Annotated in this window: 27 protein-coding genes and 2 pseudogenes; 15 read left to right on the top strand and 14 right to left on the bottom strand. The window is 70.6% G+C overall.

The genetic code is table 11. The features are described 5' to 3' along the window. The first annotated feature begins 262 nt into the window (after positions 1 to 262). The 4 genes and pseudogenes from GFH49_RS04060 (at position 263) to GFH49_RS04045 (ending at position 2,271) form a co-directional block, all read left to right on the top strand. On the top strand, positions 263 to 505 hold the full coding sequence (locus GFH49_RS04060; RefSeq protein WP_155054352.1) for a type II toxin-antitoxin system Phd/YefM family antitoxin: 243 nt from the start codon (positions 263 to 265) through the stop codon (positions 503 to 505). Beyond that, positions 502 to 948 (top strand): PIN domain-containing protein, encoded by a 447-nt coding sequence (locus GFH49_RS04055; protein WP_155054351.1) that lies wholly within the window; start codon positions 502 to 504, stop codon positions 946 to 948. Before GFH49_RS04060 ends, GFH49_RS04055 begins: the two co-directional genes overlap by 4 nt. 99 nt (positions 949 to 1,047) lie before the next feature. After that, a pseudogene (locus GFH49_RS04050) lies at positions 1,048 to 1,167 on the top strand (acyltransferase family protein); the annotation flags it as partial. Positions 1,168 to 1,314: 147 nt separating this feature from the next. After that, the gene (locus GFH49_RS04045; protein WP_155054350.1) at positions 1,315 to 2,271 is read left to right on the top strand and encodes a class I SAM-dependent methyltransferase; all 957 of its coding nucleotides are present in this window, start codon (positions 1,315 to 1,317) and stop codon (positions 2,269 to 2,271) included. Here the strand turns inward: GFH49_RS04045 and GFH49_RS04040 are convergent. After that, positions 2,256 to 2,906 (bottom strand): TetR/AcrR family transcriptional regulator C-terminal domain-containing protein, encoded by a 651-nt coding sequence (locus tag GFH49_RS04040; protein WP_155054349.1) that lies wholly within the window; start codon positions 2,904 to 2,906, stop codon positions 2,256 to 2,258. The two genes, GFH49_RS04045 and GFH49_RS04040, sit on opposite strands and share 16 nt — an antisense overlap. 72 nt (positions 2,907 to 2,978) lie before the next feature. Here GFH49_RS04040 and GFH49_RS04035 point away from each other — a divergent pair. Then, positions 2,979 to 4,392, top strand: a pseudogene (locus tag GFH49_RS04035) (FAD-dependent oxidoreductase). Here the strand turns inward: GFH49_RS04035 and GFH49_RS04030 are convergent. Both GFH49_RS04030 and GFH49_RS04025 read right to left on the bottom strand, forming a co-directional pair. Beyond that, on the bottom strand, positions 4,389 to 4,967 hold the full coding sequence (locus GFH49_RS04030; RefSeq protein ID WP_155054369.1) for a Uma2 family endonuclease: 579 nt from the start codon (positions 4,965 to 4,967) through the stop codon (positions 4,389 to 4,391). The pseudogene GFH49_RS04035 and the gene GFH49_RS04030 overlap by 4 nt on opposite strands. A 99-nt stretch (positions 4,968 to 5,066) precedes the next feature. Beyond that, entirely contained in the window at positions 5,067 to 6,647 is a 1,581-nt protein-coding gene (locus GFH49_RS04025) for an acyl-CoA mutase large subunit family protein (RefSeq protein WP_155054348.1), read from the bottom strand. A 139-nt stretch (positions 6,648 to 6,786) separates the two neighbouring features. On the opposite strand from GFH49_RS04025, the gene GFH49_RS04020 reads away from it, so the two are divergent. Further along, on the top strand, positions 6,787 to 7,704 hold the full coding sequence (locus GFH49_RS04020; protein WP_155054347.1) for a L,D-transpeptidase family protein: 918 nt from the start codon (positions 6,787 to 6,789) through the stop codon (positions 7,702 to 7,704). Between the two features lie 276 nt (positions 7,705 to 7,980). Here the strand turns inward: GFH49_RS04020 and GFH49_RS04015 are convergent, their stop codons facing one another. The 5 genes from GFH49_RS04015 to GFH49_RS03995 form a co-directional block, all read right to left on the bottom strand. Continuing rightward, a complete protein-coding gene (locus tag GFH49_RS04015) occupies positions 7,981 to 8,943 on the bottom strand; it encodes a hypothetical protein (RefSeq protein WP_155054346.1) in 963 nt (320 codons plus the stop codon). Then, entirely contained in the window at positions 8,943 to 9,617 is a 675-nt protein-coding gene (locus tag GFH49_RS04010; protein ID WP_155054345.1) for an RNA polymerase sigma factor, read from the bottom strand. The genes GFH49_RS04015 and GFH49_RS04010 overlap by 1 nt, the downstream gene beginning before the upstream one ends. A gap of 510 nt (positions 9,618 to 10,127) precedes the next feature. After that, positions 10,128 to 10,364 carry a hypothetical protein gene (locus tag GFH49_RS04005; RefSeq protein WP_155054344.1) on the bottom strand — a complete coding sequence of 79 codons (237 nt, stop codon included), beginning with the start codon at positions 10,362 to 10,364 and terminating at the stop codon, positions 10,128 to 10,130. Between the two features lie 216 nt (positions 10,365 to 10,580). Continuing rightward, positions 10,581 to 11,354 (bottom strand): hypothetical protein, encoded by a 774-nt coding sequence (locus GFH49_RS04000; protein ID WP_155054343.1) that lies wholly within the window; start codon positions 11,352 to 11,354, stop codon positions 10,581 to 10,583. After that, positions 11,351 to 11,968: an RNA polymerase sigma factor gene (locus tag GFH49_RS03995; protein WP_155054342.1), complete on the bottom strand. Its 618-nt coding sequence runs from the start codon at positions 11,966 to 11,968 to the stop codon at positions 11,351 to 11,353. The genes GFH49_RS04000 and GFH49_RS03995 overlap by 4 nt, the downstream gene beginning before the upstream one ends. Before the next feature lie 325 nt (positions 11,969 to 12,293). Between GFH49_RS03995 and GFH49_RS03990 the strand changes: the two genes are divergently transcribed. Next, complete coding sequence (locus GFH49_RS03990) at positions 12,294 to 15,056, top strand: FG-GAP-like repeat-containing protein (RefSeq protein WP_230396148.1); 2,763 nt, start codon at positions 12,294 to 12,296, stop codon at positions 15,054 to 15,056. Between the two features lie 49 nt (positions 15,057 to 15,105). On the opposite strand, the gene GFH49_RS03985 is transcribed toward GFH49_RS03990, so the two are convergent. After that, the gene (locus GFH49_RS03985) at positions 15,106 to 15,501 is read right to left on the bottom strand and encodes a hypothetical protein (RefSeq protein WP_196217838.1); all 396 of its coding nucleotides are present in this window, start codon (positions 15,499 to 15,501) and stop codon (positions 15,106 to 15,108) included. Between the two features lie 165 nt (positions 15,502 to 15,666). Here GFH49_RS03985 and GFH49_RS03980 point away from each other — a divergent pair, with 165 nt between their 5' ends. Next, positions 15,667 to 16,161 (top strand): DUF1877 family protein, encoded by a 495-nt coding sequence (locus GFH49_RS03980; protein ID WP_155054340.1) that lies wholly within the window; start codon positions 15,667 to 15,669, stop codon positions 16,159 to 16,161. A gap of 9 nt (positions 16,162 to 16,170) precedes the next feature. Here GFH49_RS03980 and GFH49_RS03975 read toward each other — a convergent pair whose 3' ends face one another. From GFH49_RS03975 to GFH49_RS03965, 3 genes are all read right to left on the bottom strand, one after another. After that, entirely contained in the window at positions 16,171 to 16,758 is a 588-nt protein-coding gene (locus GFH49_RS03975; RefSeq protein WP_155054339.1) for a hypothetical protein, read from the bottom strand. Between the two features lie 76 nt (positions 16,759 to 16,834). Further along, complete coding sequence (locus GFH49_RS03970) at positions 16,835 to 17,338, bottom strand: hypothetical protein (RefSeq protein WP_155054338.1); 504 nt, start codon at positions 17,336 to 17,338, stop codon at positions 16,835 to 16,837. 163 nt (positions 17,339 to 17,501) lie between these two features. After that, positions 17,502 to 19,112, bottom strand: coding sequence for a beta-N-acetylhexosaminidase (locus tag GFH49_RS03965; protein ID WP_155054367.1), 1,611 nt, complete (start codon positions 19,110 to 19,112; stop codon positions 17,502 to 17,504). 201 nt (positions 19,113 to 19,313) lie between these two features. On the opposite strand from GFH49_RS03965, the gene GFH49_RS03960 reads away from it, so the two are divergent. The 7 genes from GFH49_RS03960 (at position 19,314) to GFH49_RS03930 (ending at position 25,046) form a co-directional block, all read left to right on the top strand. Beyond that, the gene (locus GFH49_RS03960; RefSeq protein ID WP_230396151.1) at positions 19,314 to 19,838 is read left to right on the top strand and encodes a 2-oxo-4-hydroxy-4-carboxy-5-ureidoimidazoline decarboxylase; all 525 of its coding nucleotides are present in this window, start codon (positions 19,314 to 19,316) and stop codon (positions 19,836 to 19,838) included. A gap of 251 nt (positions 19,839 to 20,089) precedes the next feature. Then, positions 20,090 to 20,470, top strand: coding sequence for a succinate dehydrogenase, cytochrome b556 subunit (sdhC, locus tag GFH49_RS03955; protein WP_155054337.1), 381 nt, complete (start codon positions 20,090 to 20,092; stop codon positions 20,468 to 20,470). A 5-nt stretch (positions 20,471 to 20,475) separates the two neighbouring features. Then, positions 20,476 to 20,958, top strand: a complete 483-nt coding sequence (locus GFH49_RS03950) for a succinate dehydrogenase hydrophobic membrane anchor subunit (RefSeq protein WP_155054336.1) — start codon at positions 20,476 to 20,478, stop codon at positions 20,956 to 20,958. 19 nt (positions 20,959 to 20,977) lie between these two features. Beyond that, positions 20,978 to 22,732, top strand: coding sequence for a succinate dehydrogenase flavoprotein subunit (sdhA, locus tag GFH49_RS03945; protein WP_155054335.1), 1,755 nt, complete (start codon positions 20,978 to 20,980; stop codon positions 22,730 to 22,732). Next, the gene (locus GFH49_RS03940) at positions 22,732 to 23,493 is read left to right on the top strand and encodes a succinate dehydrogenase iron-sulfur subunit (protein WP_155054334.1); all 762 of its coding nucleotides are present in this window, start codon (positions 22,732 to 22,734) and stop codon (positions 23,491 to 23,493) included. Before sdhA ends, GFH49_RS03940 begins: the two co-directional genes overlap by 1 nt. 246 nt (positions 23,494 to 23,739) lie before the next feature. Beyond that, positions 23,740 to 24,519: a LamG-like jellyroll fold domain-containing protein gene (locus GFH49_RS03935; RefSeq protein ID WP_155054333.1), complete on the top strand. Its 780-nt coding sequence runs from the start codon at positions 23,740 to 23,742 to the stop codon at positions 24,517 to 24,519. A 104-nt stretch (positions 24,520 to 24,623) separates the two neighbouring features. Next, positions 24,624 to 25,046, top strand: coding sequence for a VOC family protein (locus GFH49_RS03930; RefSeq protein ID WP_155054332.1), 423 nt, complete (start codon positions 24,624 to 24,626; stop codon positions 25,044 to 25,046). A gap of 321 nt (positions 25,047 to 25,367) precedes the next feature. Here the strand turns inward: GFH49_RS03930 and GFH49_RS03925 are convergent, their stop codons facing one another. Together GFH49_RS03925 and GFH49_RS39840 are read right to left on the bottom strand one after the other, a co-directional pair. Next, entirely contained in the window at positions 25,368 to 26,708 is a 1,341-nt protein-coding gene (locus GFH49_RS03925) for a metallophosphoesterase (RefSeq protein ID WP_408055883.1), read from the bottom strand. A 27-nt stretch (positions 26,709 to 26,735) separates the two neighbouring features. After that, positions 26,736 to 26,978, bottom strand: coding sequence for an SCO4848 family membrane protein (locus GFH49_RS39840; RefSeq protein WP_230396147.1), 243 nt, complete (start codon positions 26,976 to 26,978; stop codon positions 26,736 to 26,738). Positions 26,979 to 26,986: the final 8 nt, after the last annotated feature.

The following is a 26,986-nucleotide window of genomic DNA, read 5'->3' as shown; positions in this document are numbered from 1 at the left end:
TGCCCCTGCCGGTGTTCCCGACGCGACCTGATCGACGCCACGACAGCCGTTCAGGTGATGCGATGATCACGAAAGGTTTCGGCGGTCCGCCCAGGGTGTAATGGGCGGACCGCGGGACGGTCCGGCCGACGTCGAACTCTCACGCCTTCAGCGTGCCGGTATGCCCCCATCGCCGCCCTCCACCAAAGCCCCTCCTGCGGGACCTGCTGGGCTCGGGCGAGGTTCCGGCGTTCGCCACTCCCCATGTAGTAACATGTAATACATGGAAGCTACCGCACGTGACTTCAACCAGAAGTCCTCGCAGATCCTCGCCGCGGCGGCTCGCGGCGAGACGGTCACAGTCACCAAGAATGGCGTGGCCGTCGCACGGGTCGTACCAATCTCCGAGGACGACATCCCTCCGTACCCCACCGACCCGATGGGCGAGATCGAGCTCCCCGACCTCGGGCTTCCCGACCTGACCGATGAGGAAATCGAGGACACGCTCAGGGGGATGGGATCTTGAGCCTGGTCGCCGTAGCCGACACCAACGCTCTCTACCGGCTCCTCGATCCGAAGCTCACCGGCCACGAGGCGCACAAGAAGGCTCTCGCCACAACCAGCCACCTCATCATCTCCCCGCTGGTGCTGGCCGAGTTGGACTACTTGATCACATCGAGAGCCGGAGCCCGCAAGGCTCTGGCAGCTGCGCGATTCATCGAACGCAACGTCGCCACTCGCCGATTCGAAGTGCCGCCAGTCGGCCCCCACCTCAGCTCCGCCATCGCTGTCGCGGAAGGGTATGCGGACGCGGACGGCGGCAAAGGCGTCGGAATGGCTGACGCCATGAACGTCGCCCTGGCCGCGACGTATCGAACTGACGTCGTGTTCACCTCGGACCAGCATTTCCGTATGATCCGTCCACTGACCGGGCACGACGCGTTCCGGCTGCTCCCTGACGACATGTAGCGCAAGCAGGGCATGCCGGTCACAGGCGGTTTCCAGGCGCCTGCCCGGCGACCGTGTCCCACCCTTGCGCTCGCCCGGGGCGCGGGTCGGCGAAAATCTTCCGGACTGACGTTCGCCCTGACGGTCGCCTCCATGCTGGTGCTGGCCTGGCTGCTGCACCGCTTCGTCGAGAAGCCGCTCACTCCGCGGCTGCGGGCCGCGCTCGCCAAGGCGCGCTGACGGGTTCGCTGACGGGTTCGCTGACGGGGTTCGCTGACGGGGTTCGCCTTACGCTGGTGGCCGCGGGTTGTCCGTTTGAGGGGATTTGTTCACCTGACGTTCAGTCCGCGGACAGATTGACCGGCACCGAATGAGCAGGCTCGTTTCATGGCAAATCCACAGCAGATCTCCGCGGACCCCGGAGAACTCAAGGACGTCCCCGGCTGGTTCCCCCCACTGGACCAGGTGCTCTTCACCTGGTTCCTGGACCGGCAGGAAAGACTGGGGCAGCCCGGAGACCTGGTGGAACTCGGCGTCTACATGGGCAAGAGCGCGATCCTGCTGGGCGAGCACCTTCAGGACGGCGAGAAGTTCACCGTGTGCGACCTGTTCGAGAGCGACGCTCCCGACGGGGCGAACCGGGCCGAGCACAACAAGTCGTACGGATCCCTCACCCGGCAGGCCTTCGAGCGGAACTACCTCGCCTTCCACGACAGCCTCCCGAAGGTGGTCCAGGGCCCCAGCTCCCTGATCGCGCAGGAGGTCGACCCCGGCAGCTGCCGCTTCCTCCACATCGACGCCTCGCACCTGTACGAGCACGTCCGCGACGACATCGGCGCCGCGCACGACCTGCTGCTGCCCGACGGCATCGTCGTCCTCGACGACTTCCGCTCCGAGCACACCCCGGGCGTCTCGGTGGCCACCTGGGAGGCCGTCCTCAACCGCGGGCTGCGCCCGGTCTGCCTCAGCACGCAGAAGCTGTACGGCACCTGGGGCGACCCCGGACCCGTCCAGGAGGAACTGCTCACCATGCTCCGGGAGCGCGCGGACGTCGGGCTGAGCGTCCAGCAGGCCGCGGGGCACCGGCTGGTGCGCACGCGCGCCAAGAAGGGGATGCAGCCGCCGGACTTCCCGCGCTCCCGCCACTACGAGGAGCCCGAGAACGAGCCCGAGAACGAGCCCGAGCCGGAACCGGTGGCCGCCCCCTCCGCCCCGAAGCCCCGCCCCTCACTCGCCCGGCGCACCGCCCGGCGCATCGGCCGGGACCTGCTGCCGCCGATCCTCACACGGGCGGCACGCAGGGCACTGGCCGGCCGGGCGAAAGGCGCTCAGGCGACCCCGTAACGCACCTCGATCCCCGAAACGACCAAGGCCAGCCCCTCCTCGAAGTGCCGGCCGTAATCCCGGAAAAGCTCCGCGCCCGCCTCGGCCGACAGCGGGAAGTCGGCCATCAGGCGGGCGCGTTCCGCTACGTCGAAGCCCTCGCGGCGCTCACCCGGCAGCGGCTCGACGCCCTGTTCCTCGGTGACGAAACCGAGGGTGTAGAGGTACGTCGTCGAGGTCGCGCGGACCGCCTGGGCGAGGGTGAATCCGGCGGCCGTGAACAGGCGCAGGCTCTCCTCCATCTGCCCGGCATGCTCAAGGCCGGTGAAGCGTGAACCGCTGAACACCTTGGCGCCGTCGCGGTAGCCGAGCAGCTCCGTGCGCAGCGCACGGTTGGACGTCAGCAGCCGCTCCTGCCAGGTGTCCCCGGCGTCGAGCGGCGTCCCGGCGACCATCCGGCGGTACATCTCCGTCGCCATCTCGTCGAGCAGCGCCTGCTTGTCCTTGAAGTGCCAGTACAGGGCCGGCGCCTTGACGTCCAGCTCCCTGGCGATGGTGCGCAGGGTCAGGCCGTCCAGACCGACCTCGTTCAGGAGCTTCAGGGCGGTGTCCGCGACCCGCTTGCGATCGAGGGGCGCTCGGCGTTCCGTACTCACGCTTGACAGCTTAACAGCGTTAAGGGCACCCTCGTCGCCAGCGGAATTTAACAGCGTTAAGGAGAATGGATCATGACTGTTTCCACCGACGTGCTGATCGTCGGCGCGGGCCCCACCGGACTGGCCCTCGGCGTGGACCTGGCCCGGCGCGGCGTGGACGCCCTGGTGGTGGAGCGGGCTGACGGTCTGTTCCCCGGCTCGCGCGGCAAGGGCATCCAGCCGCGCACGATGGAGGTCTTCGACGACCTCGGCGTACTGGACGCCATCCGGGCGGCCGGCGGCAGCTATCCGGCCGGGATGATCTGGCAGGACGGCCGGCGGGTGGGCGAGCACCAGATGTTCGACCCGGCGGAGGCGACGGAGGACTCGCCCTACGCCGAGCCGTGGATGGTGCCGCAGTGGCGGACGCAGGAGATCTTGTTCGCGCGGCTCGCGGAGCTGGGTGGGCGCGTCGCGTTCGGCCGAGAGGTCGTGGGGCTGACGCAGGACGCGGACGGGGTGACAGTGGGATGCGCGGCCGGGGAGAGTGTCCGCGCGCGCTATGTCGTCGCCGCGGACGGTGGCCGTTCGGCCGTACGGCGGGCCCTGGGCATCGGCATGACCGGAGAGACCGTCGACCCGAGTCCGATGCTGGTCGCGGACGTGCGGATGGCCGGCCTGGACCGGGAGAACTGGCACATCTTCCCGCCGCGCGGGGAGGGTATGAGCGAGGGTTTCCTCGCCGTCTGCCCGCTCGCCGGTACGGAGGACTTCCAGGTTCGTCGCGCAGTTCGCGGAGGGTGCTTCGGTGGACGTTTCCCCGGAGGGCATCCGCAAGGTCGTCGCCGCGCGCTCGCATCTGGCGCCGGAGGACGTGACCGAGGTGCGATGGGCCTCGGACTTCCGGCCACGGGCGGCGCTCGCGGACCGGTTCCGGGACCGGCGGGTGTTCCTGGCTGGGGATGCCGCGCATGTGCACTCGCCGGCCGGCGGGCAGGGGCTCAACACCAGCGTGCAGGACGCGTACAACCTGGGGTGGAAGCTGGGGGCGGTGCTGCGGGACGGGGCGGGCGAGGCGCTGCTGGACACGTATGAGGAGGAGCGGCGGGCCGTCGCGGTGGACATGCTGGGGTTGTCGACGAGCGTGCACCGGGGGGAGGTGCGGCGCGGGGAGGCGACCCGGCAACTGGGGCTGGGGTACCGGGGGTCGACGCTGACGAGGGAGACCCGTGACGCGCCGGGCCCGGTGCGGGCGGGCGACCGGGCACCCGACGGCACGCTGGACGGCGTGCGGCTGTTTGACGCGTTTCGGGGGCCGCACTGGACGCTGGTGGCCATCGGCACGCGGCTCCCTCGGGTCCCGGAGTCGGTGCGGGTCGTCGGCGGGGCGGGGCTGGGGACGTACGGGAGCGGGCTCTTTCTCGTACGGCCGGACAGTTATGTGGGGTGGGCCGGGGACCAGGCGGCCGGGGTCATGGGCTACCTGGGCCGGTTCGGGCTTCGCTAGTCGTCGCCGTCGAGGAGGGTGTCGACGGAGAGGCCGAGGGTGATACCGACGGATTCGGGGACGCATACGGGCACGGTCTGGCCTCGCTTGTAGCGGACGGGGTCAGGGTATTTGCCGTCGATCGGATTCTGGTAGTGGAGGACCTCATCGTGTTTACGGTCAGCGATGAGGTACGCCGGGATGCCAGCCCGAGCGTAGATATCCACCTTGGTCGCCGTGTCGTTCGTCCAGTTGGAGGAGGTCACCTCCAGTACCAGATGGAAAACGTGCGGCGCGTAGCAGTTCTTCTCAACGAGCGCGTCCTTGTAGTCGGCATCGACCAGCGAGAAGTCCGGCACTGCGTAGTCGTCGGGTCCAGTCGGCAACCACAAGCCGATTCCAGCAACGTACCGGAGCCCTGCCCGCCTGGTTCCGACGCTTGCGAACTCTTCGATAAGCCAAGTCAACACGTCCTGGTGCGAACCATCCGGCGGCGGTGTCACAACAATGCTCCCGTTGAGGATCTCCACCCGGTGTCCGGGCAGCTCCTCCCAGAGCCGGTCGGCAGCCTCAGAAAGCGACGACTCGTGCAGCATCACAGCCACGGCACCCTCCTTTCGGGAACACCCTCCACGAGCGTAACCGGGAGCGGGTAATTTCCGCCCTCGATCACCCATTCGAGGGAATCGCCCAGCTCAGAAGGCATCCGAGGGAACGTACACCCCCCAAACCTCCCGCAACGCCCCGCACACCTCCCCCACCGTCGCCCGCGCGCGCAGCGCCTCCTTCATCGGGTACAGGACGTTCTCCTCCCCCTCGGCCGTCTTCTTCAGCGCGGCCAGGGCGGCGTCCACCGCCCCCTGCTCCCGTTCCGCCCGCAGCTTCGCGAGCCGTTCCACCTGCCGGCGCTCGATGGCCGGGTCGACGCGGAGGGGCTCGTACGGATCCTCCTCGTCGAGGCGGAAGCGGTTGACCCCGACGACGACCCGTTCGCCGGAGTCCGTCTCCTGGGCGATGCGATACGCGTTGCGTTCGATCTCGCCCTTCTGGAAGCCCCGCTCGATCGCCGCGACCGCGCCGCCGAGTTCCTCGACCTTCGTCATCAGCTCGACCGCCGCGGCCTCGACATCGTCGGTCATCGACTCGATGACGTACGACCCGGCGAAGGGGTCGACCGTCGCCGTCACGTCCGTCTCGTAGGCCAGCACCTGCTGGGTACGGAGGGCCAGGCGCGCGCTCTTGTCGGTCGGCAGCGCGATCGCCTCGTCGAAGGAGTTGGTGTGCAGGGACTGGGTGCCGCCGAGCACCGCGGACAGGGCCTGGACGGCGACGCGGACCAGGTTCACCTCCGGCTGCTGCGCGGTCAGTTGCACCCCCGCGGTCTGGGTGTGGAAGCGCAGCATCAGCGACTTCGGGTCGCGCGCGCCGAACTCCTCCCGCATGACCCGCGCCCAGATCCTGCGCGCCGCCCGGAACTTGGCGACCTCCTCCAGGATCGTCGTACGGGCGACGAAGAAGAAGGACAGGCGGGGTGCGAAGTCGTCGACGTCCATGCCGGCCGCGACCGCCGTACGGACGTACTCGATACCGTCCGCCAGGGTGAAAGCGATCTCCTGCGCGGGTGAGGCGCCCGCCTCCGCCATGTGGTAGCCGGAGATCGAGATGGTGTTCCACTTGGGGATCTCGGCCCGGCAGTACTTGAAGATGTCGGCGATCAGACGCAGGGAGGGCTTCGGCGGGAAGATGTACGTCCCGCGCGCGATGTACTCCTTCAGTACGTCGTTCTGGACGGTGCCGGCGAGCCGTTCGGCCCCGATCCCCTGCTCCTCCGCCACCAGCTGGTACAGGAGCAGCAGCAGAGCCGCGGGCGCGTTGATCGTCATGGATGTGGAGACCTGGTCCAGCGGGATCCCGCCGAACAGCACCCGCATGTCGTCGACCGAGTCGATCGCCACGCCCACCTTGCCGACCTCGCCGTGCGCGATCGGCGCATCGGAGTCGTGGCCCATCTGGGTGGGCAGGTCGAAGGCGACCGAGAGGCCGGTCGTGCCGTGCGCGATCAGGTCCCGGTAGCGGGCGTTGGACTCGGCCGCAGTGCCGAAACCGGCGTACTGGCGCATCGTCCACGGGCGACCCGTGTACATGGACGGGTACACACCGCGGGTGAAGGGGTACGCCCCCGGCTCGCCCAGCTGCCGCGCCGGGTCCCAGCCGTCGAGCGCCGCCGGCCCGTACACCGGCTCGATGGGCAGTCCGGACTCCGACTCGCGCGTCATGCGTATGCCTCCCGCGTTGCTCGGCCCCGATCACCACCATGCCGCCAAGTTCGCAACCCGTCACCCGCGGGGAAGCATCTCAGGTGACATACGGCTCGGGCACGGTGAGACGACGGGGAGCTGGATGCGTAACAGAGGCATGGAGAGATCGTGGGCGGGCGCGCTCGCCGGCGTGTGCGTGCTGACCGGGTGCACGGTGCAGGCCGCGGGCACGGAGGGCGTACAGCAGCCGCCGCCCTCGCGGATAGAGCTCTCCCGTACCCCGGCGGCCGATGACAAGGCCGATGACAAGGCCGACGGCAATACCGACGACAAGGCCGATGACAAGCCCGGCGCGGGGCCTGGTGCAGAGCCCGGTGCCAAGGCGTCCACGCCGTCCAAGGCGTCCACGCCGTCCAAGGCGGCCACGCCGTCCCCCACTCCTGCCAAGGTCCTGTGGAAGCCCGGTGACAGCGGGCGGGACGTGCGTGAGCTGCAGGCCCGGCTGCGGCAGGTCGCCTGGCTGTTCGACGGGCCGACGGGGACGTACGACGACCTGACCGAGCAGGCGGTCAAGGGCTTCCAGGGCAAGCGCGGGCTGCCGAAGACCGGTGACACCGACGCCGTCACCTGGCAGCGGCTGCTGAACATGACGCGGGAGCCGGGTTATTGGGACCTGTATCTGATGGGCGGCCAGCCGGCCGACGCGCCCGACGCGCGCTGCATGACCGGCCGGGTGCTGTGCATCAGCAAGTCGAGCCGGACGCTGCGCTGGATGATCGACGGGCGGACCCTGCTGACGGTGCCGGTGCGTTTCGGCTCGCAGTACACGCCCACCCGGGAAGGTGTGTTCAGCGTCTACTGGAAGTCAAGGAATCACGTGTCGACGCTCTATGACACACCCATGCCGTACGCGATGTTCTTCAGCGGCGGCCAGGCGGTGCACTACTCGTCGGACTTCGCGGCGACCGGTTACGCCGGTGCCTCGCACGGCTGCGTCAACGTACGGGACGAGGCGGCGATCGCGAATCTGTTCGGGCAGGTGAGGAACGGCGACAAGGTCGTCGTCCACTGGTGATGTCGTTCACCGGTGATGTCGTTCACTGCCGGGAAGCAAGGTGTGCGGGGCGCGGACGGGACCGGGGGAACGTGTCCCGCCCGCGCCAGTGCACGAGCCGTGGGTACGGGGGGAACCCCGGCTCTGTGCGACGGCCGATGACCAGTCGGCTCATTCATTACTGCGCCAGGGCGGCCGAAAACGTCACACGCACCGCGAGAAAAATTCCAGCGCAGTTCCAGCGCAGTTCCAGCGCAGGCAAAATCGCAGGTCGGCGGGTTAATCAGGCGAATCAGGTCAGGGGATCGGGTCGCCGCCCCCGGCGTGGCCGGGCGCCGCGCCACCGCCGCCGGCGCCGTCACCGCCTCGGTCGTGCTCGTCGTCGTCCCTGTTGTCGCCCTTGCCACTGCCCCTGCCCCTGCCGGAGCCGTCGGGGGAGCCGTCGGACCTGCCCTCGCCGTCGTCTGCCGTGTCCAAGACGGACTTGCAGTACCTCGGCACACGCCCGGAGCCGCCCGCCCTGCCCTCCAGCGCACGTCGGCGGTCGGGGGGCAGTTCCCGGCCGGCGCGCACGTCGCGGCAGGACTGGGCGACGGAGTCCCACGAGTTGCCGGGGCCGCCCCCGCGGCGCTCGGTGCCGGGGGTCTCCGCGGGAGCCTCACCGCCGGGCCGTGCGTTGCGCGGGGGCGGCGCGTCCATGGACGGGCCGTTCGGGGAGTCGCTCGGCTCGGGCCTTCCGCTTCCGCCGCCCGGGGTGTTCCGCGGCGGCTTCGACATCAGGGGGCGGTCGGGGGTCACGGCGGCCGAGACCGAGGCGCCCGGCGCGGGGTCGTCGCCGCCGAACGGGGTCGGCAGGAGCCCCGTTCCGGCCGCGGCGCCGACGCCGCCGACCATGACGGCGGCCAGCGCGGCGGCCAGGCCCAGGCGCAACGGGCGGGCCCAGCGGGGTCGCCGGCCGGAGCGGGCGGGCGGGCCGCCGAGCTGGACGAGGCCGGCGTCGGCGACCCCGTGCCGGGCACCGCCGAAGACGACGGCCGGCTCACCTTTCTCGGCGCGCACCTTGCGGAACGCGGCCAGCGCGGCGGCCTCACCGGGGAGTTCGGCGTCGGTCTGCGAGGGCTCGGCGGCCAGCGCGCCGAGAGCTCCGGCGAGCCGGGCGGCCCGGTCGCGGGCGGCGGGGTCGACAGCTTCCAGTGACTCACCGCGCAGCAGGAGTTCCGCCGTTTCGTGGTCCAGCCATCTGTACTGCTCGTCGGCCATCACATGTCCTTCTGCGTCCGCGCACGCGTATGCGTCACACTCGCGGACGTCACCGCACGGTCCTGCGGTTCTCGCTGAGGCGGCAGCGCATCGAGGCCGCCGATCGATTCCGGATCCGCCTCCGGAGGGGCGCCGAGCAGTTCGGCGAGCCGCTTCAGGCCCCGGTGCGCCGCCGTCCGGACGGCACCCGGGCGCTTGCCGAGGGTCTCCGCGGCGGTCTTGGCGTCGAGGCCCACCACCACACGCAGGACGACGGCCTCGGCCTGGTCCTGCGGCAGCCGGGCGATGAGCGAGAGCGTGCTGTCGGTGGCCAGCGCCTCGATCGCCTCGCCGGCCGTGTCGGACTCGGCGGCCTTCCCGGTCAGCTCGGTCTCGTCGCCGCCGATCGCCGGGCGCCGGCCGCGCATCCGTATGTGGTCCAGCGCGCGGTTGCGGGCGATCCGGGCGGCCCAGCCGCGGAAGCGGTCCGCGTCCCCGCTGAACCGCTCCAGGTCACGGGCTATCTGCAGCCATGCCTCGGAGGCGACGTCCTCGGCGTCGTACTCGCCGACGAGCGTCCGGACGTACCCGAGGAGCCGCGGGTGCACCGCGCGGTACACAGTCCGGAACGCGGTCTCGTCCCCGTCCTGTGCCGCAAGCACCGCGGCGGTCAGCTCCGCGTCGTCCCCCAGCACCCGCATTCCTCGGTAGATGGCCAGTAGCTGCCGCGGCTTCTCAGCCGCGGCTCACCGTGATCAGTCACCTTCCCCGTCCGGCGCGAAAGGCACGTTACGACCTGAAACCGCTGCTCGTCCATGTCCGTACAAGATGCAACCACCGCGGGACGGCGCGAGGTGTGACAGAAAACGCACTCACGGCGCTGTAGGAGATACGGGTCGCCGCGCGGCCCGTGCCGCGCGACGGCCGGGGCCTCTCCTGTGGGGGGTGGCGGCCCCGGTCGTCTCCGCGGTTTAGGGATCTGACCTGGGATTTCACGTCGATTCCACGACTCACGTGCCCAACGCGTGACCAACGGGCCAGGCGCCAGGTGTTCGCGGAGACCTCCAGGCCCCGCCGGAGAGTCTTGTTGCCGACCGCGCCGACGACCCGCCCCGGTCCGAGAGCGGACTCGTCACCGAAGCCAATCCGCCGGCACCCGGTGCAAGAGGACTGGCCTGTGGAATGCTCACCGTCGCCGACCAGACTCAGACCCTCATCGGCTCGCGTTCTCGCGTCTCGGGCAGAAACAGCAGGCAGATCAGCGACAGCACGGCCATGAAGGTCACGTACCAGCCGACCGAAGCCGAGCCGAACTCGGCTGTCACGCCCATGAGCAGCAGAGTGCCTCCAAGCCCGAGGATGATCAGCGGCAGGTGACCGGTGTCCAGGTTGTGGGCCGCGGCGACCACGGCCTCGTGCAGGGCGGTGTCAATCTCGACCACCCCGCTCTGCGCTGCCCCGGATCCGCATGACGCCGGAGTCCCCGCGGTTTCAGCCGATTTGAGATGGGCCAGGACGCTCCCGGCAGCGCCGAGGCGTCCTCCGTGACGGTCTCATTTCGAGGCGGTCCCGGAGGAGGGCGGAGATGAAGGTCGATCCAGGCGGTAACACGAGGACCGCACCTGGGTGACAAAATGCCTGGTCAGAGGCCTGGCGAGCTACTTCTTCGTCGCCTTGGGCCTGTCGACCCCGGCCCGGGCGCCGCCCTTGGCGTTTTCGTCCGCCTTGCCGGCGTTGCTCTTCTGGCTGTCGGTCAGCCGGGCGGCGCAGTAAGCGGGGACGTTCCGCTCGCCGCCCGCGGCGGTGATCAGCCGCTGCCAGGCGGTCGAGTCCAGGGCCTTTTCGTTGCCCTTGACACGCTCGTAGGCGCGGCAGTGCGCCTCGGTGTCCTGGGCGGTGGCGGGACGGTCCGGGCGTGCGGACGCTGTCGCCGAAGGCTCCGCTGCCGGTGCTCCGGTCGGGCCGGCCGAGGTGTCCGGGCTGCGCTGCCCGCTGCCGGCGCCGTCGGAGGACGTACCCGCCGTACCGATCGCGGCGACCGCGACGCCGCCCAGGGTGAGGCTCGCGAGGAAGAGGGAGAGCGTGGCCTTCAGAGAACGCTTGACACCGCGCTGCTCCCGGGGGCGCCAGTCGTCGCGGCGGCGGGTGCGGGCCCGGTGCTCGCCGGCCTCCCGGGCGGCCCGGAACGCGGCCACGGCCCGCTGCTCGCCCTCGGCACCGACCTGGCCGTCGCTGTCGCGTATCGCGGCGGCCAGCAGCGCCTCCAGACCGGCCCCGTCGTGCGCCCGCCCGGGTCCGGACACGGCACCGCCGGGTCGCGTACCCCGGCGGCCGGATACGGCCCGGTCTCCGCGCTGCCGTTCACCCATGTCCGATCCGTTCCTCGTCCGGCCCTCCGGCCTGTCCGGCGGTCCGCCGGCGTCTTCGCTCATGTCGACTCCCCCAGCGTCCGGGGGCCGTCATCCGTCACACCCTCGGCCCCCAGCTGCTGCGCCAGGCGCTTCAGCCCCCGGTACGCGGCGGTACGCACCGCGCCGGGGCGCTTGCCCAGGACGCGGGCGGCGGCGGGGCCGTCGAGGCCGACGACCACCCGCAGCAGTACGGCCTCGGCCTGCTCCCGCGGCAGCCCACGGACCAGTTGCAGGGCCTGCTCGGTGGAGATGGCCTCCAGCGCCTGGTCGTGCGTGCTGTGCGCGGAGGGCAGGTCCAGTACGTCCTGCTCCGTCGCCGTCGACCGGGGCCGCACCTTCTGCCGGCGCAGATGGTCCAGCGCCCGGTGCCGGGCGATGGTCGCCGTCCAGCCCCGGAACCCGGCCCCGTCGCCCTTGAACCGCCCGAGGTCCCGGGCGATCTCCAGCCACGCGTCCGAGGCCACGTCCTCGGCGTCGTCTCCGACGATCCCGCGCAGATAGCCGAGCAGTCCGGGCTGCACGATCCGGTAGGCGACCGCGAAGGCGGCCTCGTCACCGTCCTGGGCCCGCGTGACCGCCGCGCCCAGTTCCCCGTCGTACGCGTGCACGCGGCGGGGTTCCCCTCCCTGGCCCAAGAACTGTCCTCGTCCGTACCGAGTCCGTGGCGGATCCGCACGGTGCCTTCACCGCCCGTGCGGACGTCCCTCCACGGTCATCAGCGCCGGGCCTCACAGAAGTGTCACAGTGCCGCCGCCGTGCCGACGGTGAAGGGAGTGACGCGAGGCACATCCCAACACCGTGACGTTCACCGATCGCCGGGCGCTGTAAGGATCGACCGCCGACCCGTGTGACGGGTGGGCCTTTTGTTGATTCCTAGGGGTGGGACATTTGAGTCGCAAGTCGACCCATGCGTACAAGCCACTGAGCCTCAAGCGAAGAGCGTGGCTGACCATCGGGGCGGTGGTACTGGGGGGCGCGGGTGTCGTCACCTACGCGGTCGCCGAGCCGAGTTCCGACCATGCGGCCGACGTCGCCCGCAGCAAGCGGCCGGTTCGGGTCCACGACCTCGCCTTGAAGGCCGCCGGCACCGGCAAGCGGGAACTCGCCAGGACCGGCACCCAGCAGTTCTCGCTGCTCGGCGTCACGTGGGCGGAGGACGCCCAGGCGCTCGACGGGACCGCGCAGGTGCGGACCCGGAGCGCCGAGACCGGCGAGTGGTCCGGCTGGCAGGACCTGGACGTCGACGAGGCACACCCCGTCGACCGGGCCGAGCCCGGAGCAGAGGACGCCCGGGGCGGCTCCGAGCCGCTCTGGGTCGGGCCGTCCGACGGGGTCGAGGCCCGTGTCGTCGCCGCGGACGGATCGGCGAGTGCCGGTCTGCCCAAGGGACTGGAGATCAACCTCGTCGACCCCGGTGTGACCGCCGCGGAGGCGAAGAACAAGGCGCTGGACGGCTCCGGCACAGACTCCGGCTCCGACTCCGGCTCCGGCTCCGGCTCCGGCTCCGGCTCCGGCTCCGGCTCCGGCTCCGGCTCCGGCACAGACTCCGACCTGGACGCCGCCGCCTTCGTCGTCGAGGACCCGAGCACCTCACCGTCCGACTCGGGGTCACCGTCCCCGTCGGACTCCCCGTCACCGTCCCCGTCGGACTCGGTCTCCCCCAGCACCAGCGAGAGCGCGAGCACCAGCCCGTCCCCGACCGGGAGTTCGAGCCCGAGCCCGAGCGCGAGCGCGAGCCCGACGCCCACGGCGACCGTCCCGACCGCCCCGCCCTCCACCGTCCACCGGCCGCCGATCATCTCCCGCGCCCAGTGGGGTGCCGACGAGTCGATGGTCGACGACCCGCCGGAGTACATAGACAAGGTCAGCGCGGTCTTCGTGCACCACACGGTCGGCACGAACGACTACAGCTGCGCCGAGTCGGCGTCGCTGGTGCGCGGCATCATGGCGTATCACGTCGAGACCGAGAAGTGGAACGACATCGGGTACAACTTCCTGGTCGACAAGTGCGGCCGGATCTTCGAGGGCCGCGCGGGCGGCGTCGACCTGCCGGTGCGCGGCGCGCACACGTACGGCTTCAACGGTGACTCGACCGGCATCGCCGTCCTCGGCGACTTCGAGGGCGCAGCCGCCACCGCCACCACCCCCGCGAAGCCCGCGGGCCGGCCGACCCGGGCGACCCTGGAGTCCGTGGCCCGCGTCGCCGCCTGGAAGCTCGGCCAGTACGGCGGCAACCCGACCGGCAAGGTCACGCTGACCGCTGGCGCCGACACGGGCGTATGGGAGGAGGGCCAGCAGGCCACGCTCAACACCATCTCCGGTCACCGCGACGGCTTCGCCACCGCCTGCCCGGGCAAGAACCTCTACGCCAAGCTGGGCGAGGTCCGGCGCTTCGCCGCGAGCGCGGGCAAGAACTCCGCGATCCCGACCGCCGACTTCAACCGCGACGGCATCGACGACCTGGTCGCCGGTACCCCGAAGGCGAACCGGGTGACCGTGGTCCCGGGCGGCGTCGACGGGCCGGTCAGCGCGGCGAAGCTGGGCCTCACCCAGAACAGCGCCGGTGTCCCCGGCTCCTCCGAGACCGGTGACGCCTTCGGCACCGCGACCGCCTGGGGCGACGTCAACGGCGACGGCTACGCCGACCTCGCGATCGGTTCCCCCGGCGAGGACGACACCAGCGGCCACGCCGACCGCGGCCAGGTCACGGTGATGTACGGCCCCGCCCTCACGACCGGCTTCTCCTACTCCACGACAGGGGTCACGGCGGCGGGCGCGAAGCTCGGTTCGACTCTCGCCGTGGGCGACTTCAACGCCGACGGCAGGGCGGACGTCTTCTCGGCCGGCACCGGCAAGGGCGGCAACTGGAACGTCCGGCAGACCGGCGGCGGCTACAAGTACGGCACCCTCACCACCGCCTCGGGTTCGCTCGCGTACCTCGACGCCGCGACCGGCGACTTCAACCGCGACGGCTACGCGGACGTCGCGCTCAACTACCGCGACACCGGCGGCATCGGACGCGTCGTCCGCTTCGCCGGCTCGGCCACCGGCCTGGCCAAGGTCGGCGTGATCTCCGTCAAGGGCGGCCGTTCCATCGCCGCGGGCGACGTCAACGGCAACGGCTACGACGACATCGTCATCGGCCAGCCGTACGCCGGTGAGTCCGGCGGCAGGACCGGCGGCCAGGTCACGATGGTCCCCGGCTCGTCCACCGGCTTCACCACCACCGGGATGACGACGATCCACCAGGACACCACGGGAGTTCCCGGAGCCAACGAGACGAACGACGCGATGGGCGCCTCCGTCTCGGTCGGCGACTTCAACGCCGACGGGTACGCCGACGCCCTCGCGGGCGTCCCGAACGAGGACCTCACCCGCGGCGGCGTCAACCGGGTCAACGCGGGCCAGGTGCTCCTGATCAAGGGCGGCTCGTCGGGCCTCACCGGCTCCGGCACGGTCGGGATCTCGCAGGACACGACGGGCGTGCCGGGCTCCACCGAGAGCAGCGACGCGTTCGGTACGTCGGTGTCGCTGACGGACCTGTCCGGGTTCGGGCGTGCCGACCTCACGGTCGGCGTGGCGGGCGAGGACGCGGGCGACGGCATCCTCATGTACACCCCGAGCAACAGCGCCGGCCTGGGGTACTCGTCGACGGCCGTGTTCAGCAAGTCCACGCTGGGCACGCCGACGGGCGGCCGTCTGGGTCAGACGCTGGCGCCGTAACGCACCTCGGTCGGCCGGGGCCCTGTGCAGTGGGCAGGGCCCCGGCCGGTCAGTGGTGTGACGTTCCGCGGGTCGCGTCCCGGCACAGCAGCCGCAGCGAGCCGTCCCCGGCGAAGCAGCGCCGGGCCTCGTCGATCGGGTCCCACAGCCGGCCGTCGGGCGTGCGGACCCAGTGGTCGCCGCCGCCCGCCCACCACTCGGCGCCGGTCTGCCGCACGACGACCTCACCGGCGTACGCGCCGAAGCCGCGCAGCATGCTCTGCACGGCGTTGTACGGCGTGTCCTCGCGGCGCAGTTCCTCGATCATCCGGTCGACGCTCCACAGGCTCTGCGCCGAGTAGTCGAGCCGCAGTCGCGCGCCCTCGCGCATGGTCGCCACCGCGTCCGCCGCCCACCGCACCGGCTTCGCCGCGGCCTGGGGCCTGGTCTGCTGATGTGTCGTCACATAGGGAAGAGCGAGGTCAGCGGATATTTCGTCACGCGGATCGGGCCACTGCGCGAGACGGGTGCAGGACCGCCTCACCGCCTGCACGACCCGCACAGGATTCGCTCAGCGGGACGGGTTGACACCGCAGTGACGATTCGGGGCGGCCATGCGCTCTTGTCACCGATGAGCATGTACTTCCACCTGCGCGCGGTGCCGCCCGCGGCTCTGCGCAACAGCGCCACCTGGCAGCAGAAGCTCTTCGAGGACGACTGGGACACCGTGCGCCGGCGCCTCGACCGGCACCGCGAGGAAATACTCGACAAGCACTACCTCGACCACCAGCTCCTCTACGCCTGCACGCCCCCGCACCACACCGAGGAGGGACCGTGGGCCCTTGTGGTCCTGGGCGGCCGGCCGGTGCTCCATCCCGAGCCGGACAGGGCCCCGTTCCTGATGCTGACCGCGGCACAGGTGACGCGGGTCGCCGCGTTCCTCATGGGCGCCGACTTCGACGCCCTGTGGCAGCCGGTCCGCGACAAGCTGCTGCCGCGGTACGGCGGACCCGACGCGGAACCGGAGGTGCACGGCGCCTTCGCCGCGGCCCACCGCGATCTGACCGCGTTCTACCACCGCACGGCGGAATACGGCGACGCGGTGGTGAAGTGGGTGGTCACCTGAGCCGAACCCTCAGCCACGCCCCCGCGCTGGCGCCCGCCCCCGCGCCCGCGCCCGCCGCGACACGACGGCGCGCAGCACGCGCCGCCCCTCCGTCGACACCTCAAGGGCACGGTGCAGCCCGCTCGCGCCATGCCCGGCGAGCAGTTCCAGGACGGCGACCTGGCGGCGCAGTTCGGCGGCGACGAGCGGCGGCGTGCCCTCCGTACGGCCCGCACGGCGGGCGTCGAGCGAGGCGTCGTCGTCCGTGAGGTCGAGAAGCCGGTGGATCTGCAGCGAGGCGACGGAGCAGGCGTCGGCCCACACCCGTGCCTCGGCGGCGGCCCGCTCGGCGGGGGCGGCGGCCAGCATCCGGCGGGCGAGGAGCACGGCCTCGTCGTCGGCGTACTCCTCTCGTCCCGCGCTGTCGAGCTTGCCGCGCGCCTGTTCGAGTCGCGTGCCCCAGTCGTCGATGCCGTCGTCGGCGAGGCTGGCCCACAGCGGCCGCAGGACCTCGTCGTCGTCACCGCCCAGCAGCGGCACACAGCGATCCAAACAAGCCAGCCCGCTGGCGGCCAGACCGCATTCGTCCGCCTGCGCGATCAGTCCCACCAGGCTCATCCACGCCTCCCACGCCAGGCGGTCCTCCCTTACGGAACCCGCACTTCCCCTTACTGCGTGCGATGGCACGGGAGTGTCACAGGGGCACGACGCCGAGCCGGTCGAGCATGCGGAAGAAGAGATTTTCGGCCAACGGGTCGGCGTCGGCGGTGAGGACGTCCAGCAACGGCCCGTCGGACACCTCGCGCCCGGCCTCCGCGGCCCAGGCGACGGCCCGCTCGGCGGCGTCACGCGGTTCGAGGAAGTAGTCCTCCAGCGTGAGCCCTTCCTGGCCGGCGCCGAGGTACCCGGCCATCGCACCCCGCGCGAGACAGGTCGACCACGCCCCGCTCTCCGGCCCGGCCGCCTCGACGACCACGCAGTCGCTGTCCATCACGTATCCGAAGAGCGCGGGCGCCCCGCTCTCCTGGGCCAGCGCGTTCATGCTCCCGATGCCGCCGTCCCCGCTCGGGTACTCCCACACCTGCCAGCCGCCGGGCGCGGACGTCGTCAGCCGCATGCCCTCCGCCCCCGACAGCGCCTCCAACTCGGCGAGCGGCCGCTCGCTGCGACCCACGACGAAGTACCCCCAGTAGCCCATCCCGGCCCCCCTTTCGGCTTCGGCTCGCGCCGAATACACCACAGCCGTACGCGAGTTCGCAGCCGTACCGGACAATTCACGCGTGTCGGTGCGACTCCAGGCACGACTCCAGGCACGACTCCAGGCGCGACTCCAGGCACGACGGCAGGCGCGACTCCACGCGTCACCCCAGCCGCTCGGCCAGCGCCTTGAACTCCGCCCAGGACAGCTGCGGCCGGCCCGGGTACCACAGCTTCTGGACGGTCGCCGCCAGCGGCATCCGGATCCCGGCCGCGACCTGGTCCTGCGTCTGGGAGTTCGCGAGATCGCACCACACGGCGAAGGAACCGCCGAGGATCTGGTCCTCGTACCGCGCCGCAACCGCCTGGGTGCCGCGCACCACCCGAGGGGTCCACTGCTCGTAGATCCGCTGCCCCGTCGGATAGACGAAGGTCTGCGGCTGCCCGAGGACGTAGTAGAGAAACTCGTCGTTGTAGTTGATGACGTCGCGCCCGGCGCTCAGATACTCCACCGGCAGCCGCGCCCCGATCTCCTTGCCCGTCCAGTAGGCGACCTGGAGATCCTCGGCCGCCTCGACGGACGTACCCGCGTAGAAGCCGTCGTTCCAGGCCCGCATCGTCCGGTCGTGCGTGCGGATGGTGTCCGCGCGGTCGTTGAGCCAGCCGGTCGCCAGGTCGGCGACGGTGGCGCCGGAGCCGTACGCCTCGGTGGCGGCGGAGGCCAGCTGCGGATAGGCCGCCTCGGGATCGTCCGAGGTCAACGCCGCGTACTCGTCGCCGCCGAGATGCCAGTAGGCGCCGGGGAACAGGTCGGCGTACTCGTTCAGCAGATCGTCGACGATGGTGGCGGCCTCGTCCTTGGAGATGTCGATCGCGCCCCGCGGCGCCGTCCCCTGCGCGCTGCGCAACTGCAGATCGGGATGGGCGGCGATCACCGCCCCGAGGTGCCCGGGAGAGTCGATCTCGGGCACGACCGTCACATGCAGCCGCTCCCCCAGCTCGACGATCCTCTTCACCTGCGCCTTGGTCAGATGCTGCTCGGACACGACCTCCGGATGGGTGTCGGACTCGATGCGGAACCCCTGGTCGTCCGAGAAGTGCAGCCCCAGCTGGTTGAACTTCAGGTCCGCCAGCCGGCGCACCTGGTCCTCGATCCAGCCGGCCGTGAAGTGCTTGCGGGCGATGTCGAGCATCAGCCCCCGCTGCGGCTTCGCCGGCTCGTCGCGTACGACGCCCTCCGGCGCCGCACCACCGCCGCGCACCGCCTGCTTCAGCGTCCGGGTGCCGTAGAACACGCCCGAGTCGGCGGGCCCGCTGATGTTCACCCGCCCGCCCCGCACGGTCATGGCGTACGACTCCGGATCCGCGCCCTCGTCGTCGTTCAGCGCCAGCCGTACGTCCCCGGCGCGCACGTCGTCACGCTCCCCCGCGTACGACAGCCCCAGCTCACCCGCGAGCAGCCGCCCCTCGTCGACGAGTTCCGCGTCGTTCACGACCACCCGCTGACCACGCGCCGGCTTCCAGCCCGGCCCACGGGCGGGAGCGTGCGCGCGTACGGCGGGGACGGTGCGGGGCGTCTGCGACAGCGGGTAGGTGCGGCTCGGGCGGGGACGGGGACTCGGAGTCTGCGACGGGGCCGCCGCCGACGTGGTCGTCGTACCGGCCGCGGGCAGCCGGGACGCCGTACCCGCTCCCGGATCGCCCTCGTCGCCCGCGGCGGCCCAGATCCCGAGACCGAGCCCGAGCGCCACCACGGTCGCCGACGCGACCAGCATCCGCCGCCTGTCCGTCCATGCCGAGATCCTGCGCCTGTGCTGACTCACGGCGCCAACCTAGGCCCTGAGCAACGCGACATCCGTCCACCACGCGTTCTGAAACTCTCCCGTGCGAGTGAAATTCGGGCATCCGTCGGACACGTCATGTCCGATCTCGATAACGTGATGCCACATCTCGCACACCATCCCCTGCCGAATCACGTGACGCCCACACACCTTCCTGGCCAAGTCGCCATACCCGAGCAGACCCGGAGCACGTCTTCCCCGCTGGACCACTTCAACACGGCCCCCCTCGAAGACGTCCGCCACACCCTCCTCACCTGCCTCCACAGCCCCCGTTGGGCCCACCGCGTGGCCGACCACCGCCCGTACCCGGACCTCGAATCCCTCCTGGCCGCGTCCGACGAGGCGGCGTACGACCTGACGGCGGCGGATCTGGCGAAGGCGCTGTCAGAAGAAACGCTTCCCGAGCTTCCCAGCGGAACGTACTCAGCCGCGCACACAGCACTCAGTGCCGCGCATGCCGCATACGAGGCGCGATTCGGGCATGCGTTTGTCATCTGTGTCGACCACCTGCCGCCCGCCGAAGTCCTCGACCAGGTCCTGGCAGGAATCCGGTCACGATTGACAAACGATCCGGAAGACGAACGGGTGGTAGCAGCAGAGGAGCTCCGGCACCTCGCACGAGGCAGGCTGGTGACGCACCTGAGGGGCGCGGGGCTGTAGTCGATTTGCGGCTGCCGCCGCGCGGGCTCGACCAGCCCCCATGGCGCCGCACCCGGCAAATAGCAGGACACATCACCCCATAAGCCGCCGATCACCCATCCGCGTGCCACTTTGATCACACCGCCAGCCCCCCGCTAAGCCCGGCGGCAGCGCATCGCTACGATGCTGGGGGCCGGTGGACCGTACCCGGCCGGGCCCGACCGACAGCACAAGCCGGCGCGGCCCCAATCCCCGCTCCCGGAGGAACTTCCGTGCCGGCTGGAACGCTGTACCGCGGCCGGGAAGGAATGTGGTCCTGGGTGGCTCACCGAGTCACCGGCGTCCTCATTTTCTTCTTCCTGTTCGTTCACGTGCTGGACACCGCTCTCGTCCGTGTCTCCCCCGAGGCCTACGACGACGTCGTAGCCACGTACAAGACGCCGGTCGTCGCGCTGCTGGAGTACGGCCTCGTCGCCGCCATCCTCTTCCACGCGCTCAACGGCCTGCGTGTCATCGCCGTCGACTTCTGGTCCAAGGGCCCGCGCTACCAGAAGCAGATGCTCTGGTCCGTCGTCGGCCTGTGGCTCGTGCTGATGATCGGGGCCGTCTACCCCGTCCTCGGTCACGCCGCTCGTGAACTGTTCGGGAGCTGACGCGCATGTCCATCACCGAAAACACCGCTACCGGGATCGGCCCCGTGGAGGGCACGCCCCTCTACACCGTCGACAACCCGGCGCCGCTGATCGAGGCCCCGCGCAAGCGCACCAAGAAGACCCCGAAGTCCACGCGGGGCAACTTCGAGATGGCCGCCTGGCTGTTCATGCGCCTGTCCGGGGTGGTGCTGGTCGTCCTGGTCCTCGGCCACCTGCTGATCCAGCTGGTGCTGGACGGCGGCGTGTCGAAGATCGGCTTCGCCTTCGTGGCCGGCCGCTGGGCAAGCCCCTTCTGGCAGGTCTGGGACCTGTTGATGCTGTGGCTGGCGATGCTGCACGGCGCCAACGGCCTGCGTACGGTCATCAACGACTACGCGGAGCGCGCGAACACCCGGCTGTGGCTGAAGGGCCTGCTCTACACCGCCACGGTGTTCACCATCCTGCTGGGCACGCTGGTGATCTTCACCTTCGACCCGAACATCCGCTAGATCCGGGGCTACGAGACCAATGAAGATCCACAAGTACGACACAGTCATCGTCGGCGCGGGTGGCGCCGGCATGCGCGCCGCCATCGAGTCGACGAAGCGCAGCCGGACCGCGGTGCTGACCAAGCTCTACCCGACCCGCTCCCACACGGGCGCCGCGCAGGGCGGTATGGCCGCCGCGCTGGCCAACGTGGAGGAGGACAACTGGGAGTGGCACACCTTCGACACGGTCAAGGGCGGTGACTACCTGGTCGACCAGGACGCCGCGGAGATCCTGGCGAAGGAGGCCATCGACTCGGTCCTCGACCTGGAGAAGATGGGCCTGCCGTTCAACCGCACCCCGAACGGCACCATCGACCAGCGCCGCTTCGGCGGGCACAGCCGAAACCACGGCGAGGCGCCGGTCCGCCGCTCCTGCTACGCGGCCGACCGCACCGGCCACATGATCCTCCAGACGCTGTACCAGAACTGCGTGAAACATGGCGTGGAGTTCTTCAACGAGTTCTACGTCCTCGACCAGCTGATCACCGAGGTCGACGGCGTGAAGCGCTCGGCCGGCGTGGTGGCGTACGAGCTGGCGACCGGTGAGATCCACGTCTTCCAGGCGAAGGCCGTGATCTACGCGTCCGGCGGCTGCGGCAAGTTCTTCAAGGTGACGTCGAACGCGCACACGCTGACCGGTGACGGCCAGGCGGCCGTGTACCGCCGGGGTCTGCCGCTGGAGGACATGGAGTTCTTCCAGTTCCACCCGACCGGCATCTGGCGCATGGGCATCCTGCTGACGGAGGGCGCCCGCGGTGAGGGCGGCATCCTCCGCAACAAGGACGGCGAGCGCTTCATGGAGAAGTACGCGCCGGTGATGAAGGACCTGGCGTCGCGTGACGTCGTGTCCCGCTCCATCTACACCGAGATCCGCGAGGGCCGCGGCTGCGGCCCCGAGGGCGACCACGTCTACCTCGACCTCACTCACCTCCCGCCGGAGCAGCTGGACGCGAAACTGCCCGACATCACGGAGTTCGCGCGTACCTACCTCGGTATCGAGCCGTACACGGACCCGATCCCGATCCAGCCCACGGCCCACTACGCGATGGGCGGCATCCCGACGAACGTCGAGGGTGAGGTGCTGGCGGACAACACGACGGTCGTGCCCGGCCTGTACGCGGCGGGCGAGGTCGCCTGCGTGTCGGTGCACGGAGCGAACCGTCTCGGCACCAACTCCCTCCTGGACATCAACGTGTTCGGCAGGCGGGCCGGTATCGCAGCCGCCGAGTACTCCCAGAAGGCGGCCTTCGTGGAGCTGCCGGAGAACCCGGCGGAGCTGGTGGCCTCCCAGATCGAGCACCTGCGCTCCTCGACGGGCACCGAGCGGGTGTCGATCCTCCGTCGCGAACTGCAGGAGACCATGGACGCGAACGTCATGGTGTTCCGCACCGAGCAGACGATCAAGACCGCGGTCGAGAAGATCGCGGAGCTGCGCGCCCGCTACAAGAACGTCTCGATCCAGGACAAGGGCAAGCGGTTCAACACGGACCTGCTGGAGGCCATCGAGCTGGGCAACCTGCTGGACCTGGCCGAGGTCATGGCGGTGTCGGCGCTGGCCCGCAAGGAGTCCCGCGGCGGTCACTACCGCGAGGACTACCCCAACCGCGACGACGTCAACTTCATGCGCCACACCATGGCGTACCGCGCGGTGGGCGACGACGGCACGGAGTCCATTCGTCTCGACTACAAGCCGGTCGTCCAGACCCGCTACCAGCCGATGGAGCGTAAGTACTGATGGCAACCCCTGTTCTGGACAAGGTGGAGGCGGAGTCCGCCGCGTCCCCCTACATCACGGTCACCTTCCGCGTCCGCCGCTTCAACCCGGAAGTCTCCGCAGAGGCTGTGTGGGAAGACTTCCAGCTGGAGATCGACCCGAAGGAGCGCGTCCTCGACGGCCTCCACAAGATCAAGTGGGATGTCGACGGCACGCTCACCTTCCGCCGTTCCTGCGCCCACGGCATCTGCGGCTCGGACGCCATGCGGATCAACGGCAAGAACCGCCTGGCCTGCAAGACGCTGATCAAGGACATCAACCCCGAGAAGCCGATCACGGTAGAGCCCATCAAGGGCCTCACGGTCCTCAAGGACCTGGTCGTCGACATGGAGCCGTTCTTCCAGGCGTACCGCGACGTCATGCCGTTCCTGATCACCAAGGACACGAACGAGCCGACGCGCGAACGCTTCCAGACGGCCGAGGACCGCGAACGCTTCGACGACACGACGAAGTGCATCCTCTGCGCGGCCTGCACCTCGTCCTGCCCGGTCTTCTGGAACGACGGCCAGTACTTCGGCCCGGCCGCCATCGTCAACGCCCACCGCTTCATCTTCGACTCGCGCGACGAGGCGGGCGAACAGCGCCTGGAGATCCTCAACGACAAGGACGGCGTCTGGCGCTGCCGCACGACCTTCAACTGCACGGACGCCTGCCCGCGCGGCATCGAGGTCACGAAGGCGATCGCGGAGGTGAAGAAGGCGCTGATCACGCGCCGGTTCTGAGGTCGTGTCCAGTACGGCTTTCCGTACGGCTGTGAGGGCCCCGTTTCCGCTGGAAGCGGGGCCCTCGGGCATATGGCCACGCCATTGGGCGAACGTGGCTGCGTAGGCCGCACGGGCGCCGTCCGGCCTGCGATGATGCTCTCGACTGGTTGAGAGGTCAGGGGATCAAGACACGCAAGGTACCCGCACCAGCCAACTCCCCTGCGCAGTCTGTTACTTGTGTGGCTCCAGTTGCACACTGCTCCCATGGCACTCCTGAGGAAAGCCGCAGCCGCTCTCTCCGCCGCAGCGGCCGTACTGCTCTCGGCATCCCTCCCTGCTTCCGCAGCCTCCACCTCCTCCGGAACGCTGGCCCGGGAGACCTTCGACCGTCTCCCCCTCGGCCCCGTCTCCGAGGGGCACGGCTGGACCGCGGACACCGCGGGCGGCACTCTGGCGATCGCCCCCAGCACCACCGGCCCCGGTCGCGAACTCCGCATCCACACCGAGGGCAACGGCCGGGCCTTCCTCGTCTTCCCCGAGCTGACCGCCCCCGGCAACAGCTACTGGGCCCGCCTGCGCCTCCGCGTGGACGCCTTCCCCACCGCCCCCGACTGGGCCCACTGGACACTCGCGGAAGCATCCGGCTCGGACTCCCCCACTCTGGTCCGTCCCCTCGGCGGCCAGTACGCCCCCACCGACAATGGCAACTTCTGGGGCGTCGGCTCCGACCTCGGACCCACCGGCGACTGGACGTCCTGGAGGACCTCGGCTCCGGCGACGGCCGGCGAGTGGAGTTGCGTCGAGTTCCACCTGGACGCCACCGACAATCGCGTCACGGTCTACTTCGACGGTGTCGAGCAGCCCGATCTGACGGTGTCCACAAGCCGGCACGGCGGCACGTCGGACCCCTTCACCTTCCCGACCTTCGACACGCTGAGGCTGGGCTGGCAGTTGTACCAGGCGGACCCGGCCCCTTCGTCGTACGACATCCGGATGGATGACATCGCGGTGAGTACGGGGAGGGTGGGGGGCTGCGGGGGCTGACACACGTCGGCGGTCGCACCGGTACCTCGTCCAGCCGAGTCCAGCCGAGTGACCCCACGGTAAGCCCCCGAGGCCGTCCGAACCGCCGTACCTAATCTGATCGCATGTCAGATGACGAGTCGTACGAACTGCTCGGGTTCGACAACGTGCTGTTGCCGGTCGGGGACCTCGGTGAGGCCGTCGACTTCTACGCGCAGGCCGGGTTCACGGTGGCGTTCCGGTTCGACGAGGCCGGGATCGCGCTGCTGAGGGTCGGGGGTGAGACGCCGGGGATCCTGTTGCGGGTCGAGGAGGAGTTCGGGCACCGGCCGCCGCTGTGGCCCTCTCCCCGGGTGTGGCTGGAGGTGCCGGACGCCCGGACCGCCGCCCGGGAACTGCTCGGTGCCGGTATCGCCCCGCTCGACGAGCCGTTCTCCGCGGCCACCGGCTGGACCGTCGAGATCGCCGATCCGTGGGGGAACGTCATCGGGTTCACCGACTACACCAAGCGGCCTGAGCTGGGGCGGGCGCCGGGGCGGGCCCGGTGATCGCTTTCGGGTGAAGGGGCTCGAAGGGGACATCGAGCGACCACGGCCGGATGCGGGAGCCGCTTCTCCGGGCCTGCCGGGAGCCGGCAGTCGGAGTCGCCGGGCAGGTGCGTCGCGGCCGGGACCGACGCCGTGCGCACGATGAAGGCGTAAGGCGTCCAGGGCGACGGCCGCCGCCAGGCCGCCGGTGCCCGCCAGCTCGCTCCCTCCGTGTGGCCCCATCGCCGGGTCCCGCGGGCCGTGTCCCCAGTCGGAGGGAGTCGCGTCTCGGCACGTCTGCCAGGGCGACGGCCTGTCGCGGCACGGCCCGCGGAGCGGCCGTCACGCCTGGCGCGAGGCCAGTTCCACCACCGTGATGTCCGACGGGGCCCCCACCCGCGTCGGCGGTCCCCAGGCGCCCGCGCCGCGGCTGACGTAGAGCTGGGTGTCGCCGTAGCGCTCCAGGCCCGCGACGGTCGGGTTGGCCAGCTCGGCGAGGTAGTTGCCGGGCCAGAGCTGGCCGCCGTGGGTGTGGCCGGAGAGCTGGAGGTCGACGTCGTGGTCGACGGCGTCGTGGATCTGGACGGGCTGGTGGGCGAGGAGCACGCACGCGCGTGCCATGTCCCGGTCGCCGAGCGCCTTCTCGTAGTCGGGGCCCTCGCCCTCGCTCTCGCCCGATACGTCGTTGACGCCCGCGAGGTAGAAGTGGGGCAGTTCCGTACGGGCGTTCTCCAGCGGGCGCAGGCCGAGCCGGCGTACCTCCTCGACCCACTGCTCGGCACCGGAGAAGTACTCGTGGTTGCCGGTGACGAAGAAGCTGCCGTGGCGGGCCTTCAGCCGCGCGAGGGGCGCCGCGGCCGGGCCCAGGTCCTCGACGCTGCCGTCCACCAGGTCGCCGACGACCGCGATGAGGTCGGGCTGGGTGGAGTTGATGGTGTCGACGACCTTCTCCGTGAAGCTCCGGCCCAGTATCGGGCCCAGGTGGATGTCGCTGACCACCGCGATCCGGTAACCGTGCGCCGCGCGCGGGAGCTTGGCCAGCGGCACGGTGACCCGCTTGACCTTCGGTCCGCGCATGACGCCGTAGGTGCCGTAGCCGACGGTTCCCGCGGCGGCCACGGCGGCGGCTCCGGCGGCGACGCGGGAGACGAAGAGACGGCGGCTGGGGGCGGCCACGGGGGAAGGCGGGCGGGGCGGCTCAGCCTGCGGGTGAGCGGGCTGCTCCGGCTCCGCGCCGGAGGTGCCGTCCGGCTGCGGGTCCGCTGGCGCCGCGGCCTCCTGCGGCTCCCGCGCCGGTATCCCGGCGGCCGGTACCGCCTCCGGCTGCCGTACGGCGGTCGGGGCCGGTTCCTTCCGGCTGTCCCGGCGGTCGAGGAAACGCCGCAGCAGGGGTCGTACGACCTCGCCCGCCACCACGCCCAGCAGCAGGTAGACCCACAGGGCCAGCCACATGAAGCCGGGCCATGCCACCGCCTGCTGGAGCCAGAAGGGCGCATGGGTCTGCTCTGCCACGAGGGCGCCGACCGCCAGTACCCAGCCGCCCGCGACGACCGCCGCGCCCGCGCGCCGGGCCCAGCCGGGGCCGGTGGTCGTGTCGCGGAAGAGACGGCGCCACAGGTACCAGTTGGACGTCACGAGGACGGCCACGGCGAGGGCCACGGCCAGCAGCGCGAAAACGATCATCACGGTATGCAAACTCCTTGGGGACGGCTATGAGTTCCCGCGCAGTGCGCGCAGTCCGCGCAACCCGATGCCCCCGACGGCCGTCCCCAGTACGAAGGAAACGACGGCCAGCAGCAGGTGCACCCAGAAGTATCCCGTCGGGTCGCCCGCGTCGTCGAACGCGAGCCCGCTGCCGTCCTCGACCAGGTTGTTGACGAAAGTGATCCAGATGATCCAGCTCCACACCCCGAAAGCGAGCAGGAACCAGGAGACGGGGCGGCTGAGCTTCATGCGTTCAG

Origin of the sequence: Streptomyces blattellae (genome assembly GCF_009709555.1) — a bacterium.
GTDB classification, from domain to species: Bacteria; Actinomycetota; Actinomycetes; order Streptomycetales; family Streptomycetaceae; genus Streptomyces; species Streptomyces blattellae.
This window is presented reverse-complemented; position numbering and strand designations above follow the sequence as displayed.

What these genes read in the sequence shown, in the direction of transcription:
- GFH49_RS04060 (WP_155054352.1), top strand. Translation starts at nt 263, where the DNA reads ATGGAAGCTACCGCACGTGACTTCAACCAGAAGTCCTCGCAGATCCTC.
- GFH49_RS04045 (WP_155054350.1), top strand. Translation starts at nt 1,315, where the DNA reads ATGGCAAATCCACAGCAGATCTCCGCGGACCCCGGAGAACTCAAGGAC.
- GFH49_RS04030 (WP_155054369.1), bottom strand. Translation starts at nt 4,967, where the DNA reads ATGCTGCACGAGTCGTCGCTTTCTGAGGCTGCCGACCGGCTCTGGGAG.
- GFH49_RS04025 (WP_155054348.1), bottom strand. Translation starts at nt 6,647, where the DNA reads ATGACGCGCGAGTCGGAGTCCGGACTGCCCATCGAGCCGGTGTACGGG.
- GFH49_RS04020 (WP_155054347.1), top strand. Translation starts at nt 6,787, where the DNA reads ATGGAGAGATCGTGGGCGGGCGCGCTCGCCGGCGTGTGCGTGCTGACC.
- GFH49_RS04015 (WP_155054346.1), bottom strand. Translation starts at nt 8,943, where the DNA reads ATGGCCGACGAGCAGTACAGATGGCTGGACCACGAAACGGCGGAACTC.
- GFH49_RS04000 (WP_155054343.1), bottom strand. Translation starts at nt 11,354, where the DNA reads ATGAGCGAAGACGCCGGCGGACCGCCGGACAGGCCGGAGGGCCGGACG.
- GFH49_RS03980 (WP_155054340.1), top strand. Translation starts at nt 15,667, where the DNA reads ATGAGCATGTACTTCCACCTGCGCGCGGTGCCGCCCGCGGCTCTGCGC.
- GFH49_RS03975 (WP_155054339.1), bottom strand. Translation starts at nt 16,758, where the DNA reads ATGAGCCTGGTGGGACTGATCGCGCAGGCGGACGAATGCGGTCTGGCC.
- GFH49_RS03970 (WP_155054338.1), bottom strand. Translation starts at nt 17,338, where the DNA reads ATGGGCTACTGGGGGTACTTCGTCGTGGGTCGCAGCGAGCGGCCGCTC.
- GFH49_RS03965 (WP_155054367.1), bottom strand. Translation starts at nt 19,112, where the DNA reads ATGCTGGTCGCGTCGGCGACCGTGGTGGCGCTCGGGCTCGGTCTCGGG.
- GFH49_RS03950 (WP_155054336.1), top strand. Translation starts at nt 20,476, where the DNA reads ATGTCCATCACCGAAAACACCGCTACCGGGATCGGCCCCGTGGAGGGC.
- sdhA (WP_155054335.1), top strand. Translation starts at nt 20,978, where the DNA reads ATGAAGATCCACAAGTACGACACAGTCATCGTCGGCGCGGGTGGCGCC.
- GFH49_RS03940 (WP_155054334.1), top strand. Translation starts at nt 22,732, where the DNA reads ATGGCAACCCCTGTTCTGGACAAGGTGGAGGCGGAGTCCGCCGCGTCC.
- GFH49_RS03935 (WP_155054333.1), top strand. Translation starts at nt 23,740, where the DNA reads ATGGCACTCCTGAGGAAAGCCGCAGCCGCTCTCTCCGCCGCAGCGGCC.
- GFH49_RS03930 (WP_155054332.1), top strand. Translation starts at nt 24,624, where the DNA reads ATGTCAGATGACGAGTCGTACGAACTGCTCGGGTTCGACAACGTGCTG.
- GFH49_RS03925 (WP_408055883.1), bottom strand. Translation starts at nt 26,708, where the DNA reads ATGATCGTTTTCGCGCTGCTGGCCGTGGCCCTCGCCGTGGCCGTCCTC.
- GFH49_RS39840 (WP_230396147.1), bottom strand. Translation starts at nt 26,978, where the DNA reads ATGAAGCTCAGCCGCCCCGTCTCCTGGTTCCTGCTCGCTTTCGGGGTG.